This is a genomic window from uncultured Thiodictyon sp. (assembly GCA_903837595.1).
In the GTDB taxonomy this organism is placed as follows: domain Bacteria; phylum Pseudomonadota; class Gammaproteobacteria; order Chromatiales; family Chromatiaceae; genus Thiodictyon.
On the sequence record CAILVI010000332.1, the window covers coordinates 1 to 2,186 of the forward strand.

Genomic DNA, 2,186 nt, shown 5'->3' on the forward strand with positions numbered 1-2,186 from the left:
CGCCGCCCCGGCCGGGACCTGACCGCCGCCGATGGGCAGCCCCGCGATGCGCACCGGGAACAGGCAGGCCCAGCAGATGTCGGTGATCAGCTTGCCGGAGAACAGGTCCGCACTCGGGCATCCGGGGTCGGCGGCCTGGCTCAGCCGCGGCATGGTGCCGGCGAGCGTGAGGCCGCATGCCAGCAAGATGCTCAACAACGGCCGCCCGTGGCCATGTACTCTGACACTCGCCAACGCGCTCATGGTTTGGACTCCACTGGCTGCCCTATCGGCAGGTGATCGGGCAGCACCTCATGGACGACGAACACCCGCCCCCGGGCCTCGACCAGGGCGGGCACCCGCTCCAAGGCGAAGCGGGTGCGCACGTCGGGCGTCAGGAGATACACCGGCTCATCGAGTCGGTCCTCGACGGTGCGCAGACCGTCCCAACCCTGGTCGCGGTCGAATCGGGTCGCCAGGTACAGCGGGCGCTGCGGACTGTCGGTCTCGCCCAGACGACGGGCGGTCTCCACCTGGCGCTGGTCGGACGCATCGAAGACGATCAGCCGGTGGGTGAAAGGCACGTGGTCCAGCGGGTTGACGCTCGCGCCAGCCTGGATGACCTTGGTCCCGTCGGGCAGCACCACGTCGGCGCTGGCGGTGACGGTCGGATCGATGGTGCGCTCGCGCGGCTCGGTCACCACGGGCAGGGTGTCGAAGGTCGCGCGCTGCCAATAGCGCTTGATCGCCCCTTCGCGCAACGCGTCCATGTCCAAGGCGGCGACCCGGCGTTGCAGCTCCTCGATCAGGTCCACCTCGCTGATCGCGGCGGCGGGACCGCGGACCCCCAGGTCACCCCGAGCGCCGCCCTGGAGCTGCTCGCGTAGCCAGGCGGGTGCGGTCAGGCCCGTCACCCGGGCCAGTTCGCCATCGGGACCGCGGGCGATCAGCAGCGGGACCACGGTCGCGCCGGCCGCACGAAACACCGTGGGGTCGATCTCGACGGCCGGCACCGGATCAATGCCATCCAGCAGCGCATGGATCTCCTTGATCATGTCCATCAGGCGCTCGCCGGGGGCGACCCCGCGAAACAGGAAGCGCACGTCCCGACCGGTGGCCGCGCGGAAGATGGCCCGGAGCGCCTCGGTCCCGAGGCTGCGGGAGACCAGCACGGTGTAGGTCACGCCCTGCCGCTCGGCTGGACGCGCCACCGGTTCGGCGGCATCCTTATCGGCCCCGCACAGTCGACCCAGGTCCTTGCATGCCGACACCGCCGGTGGGGCCTCCTGCATCCGCGACAGGGCCTGGCGCCCCAGGTCGTCACCGGCCGCGGCTCCCACCGTCGCGGGCGTCAGGCCCAACCAGGTCGGAGGTGGCGTCGTGCGCGCCGACGCGTCGAGCGCTTGCGCCTGATCGCGGATGGCACGCAGTCCCATTGGATCGCCATTGGGACCCGCCTGCGCCGGGTGAGCGAGGGCAAGGATCAGTGCGACAACTGGGCTAAAACAGCGCATACGCCCTCCCGCCGATCTGGACGATCGGTAGCTCCCCCCAATAGCGCGAGTCGAAGCTGTCGGCGGTATCCCCCATCACCCACACCACATCACTGGGCAGAATCACCTGGCGGACGAAGGCGTCCGGCGACTGGTGCAGGGTGGCGGCCAGTGCGAGCCCCTCGCCTACCGTGACGCCGTTGACCGCGGTCCGCTCGGACGTGACGGTCACCTGATCCCCGGGCAGCCCCCTCAGCCGTTTGACCACGCGCTGCCCGGGACCGAAGAACGGAGCCATAGCGTCACCGGCGAAAAAGCCGTAGGTCGCACCGCGGACCAGTGCCCGGTCATACCGGTCGATCAGCCACACGCTGTACGGGGGCAGGCACTTATGCACCTGGCTGTCGATTCCGACCCGGAAGCGGGTGCCCAGATAGAGCCCGAGGGCCGCCAGGACGAGGAGACCCAGTCCGGCGCGGACCACAAAGGTCCGGGAGGCCATGCGGTTCGTCACGGACGGCCCCCGGGATCGGCCGGTGGCGACGCGGTGCGCAGGAACAGCCCGGCCGGCGCGGCGACGACCGCCTGCGGATCGAGCACCAGCACGCCGCCATCGGCCAGGCGGCGGGCAAGGTCCCGTTGCCGAATGATCGCCGGACCGACCTGCGTGGCCGGCAACCCGCGCAAAGCCGCCGCGGAGTCGATGATCAGCAC

At 70.7% G+C, this 2,186-nt stretch carries 2 protein-coding genes and 2 pseudogenes; all 4 read right to left on the bottom strand.

The features are described 5' to 3' along the window. A pseudogene (locus QZY44_RS18730) lies at window positions 1–243 on the bottom strand (conjugal transfer protein TraU); the annotation flags it as partial. Continuing rightward, window positions 240–1,415, bottom strand: a complete 1,176-nt coding sequence (locus QZY44_RS18735) for a TrbC family F-type conjugative pilus assembly protein (RefSeq protein ID WP_295449708.1) — start codon at window positions 1,413–1,415, stop codon at window positions 240–242. The gene QZY44_RS18735 and the pseudogene QZY44_RS18730, both read right to left, overlap by 4 nt. Before the next feature lie 64 nt (window positions 1,416–1,479). After that, window positions 1,480–1,986 (bottom strand): S26 family signal peptidase, encoded by a 507-nt coding sequence (locus QZY44_RS18740; protein WP_295449712.1) that lies wholly within the window; start codon window positions 1,984–1,986, stop codon window positions 1,480–1,482. Further along, window positions 1,983–2,186, bottom strand: a pseudogene (locus QZY44_RS18745) (hypothetical protein); the annotation flags it as partial. The pseudogene QZY44_RS18745 and the gene QZY44_RS18740, both read right to left, overlap by 4 nt.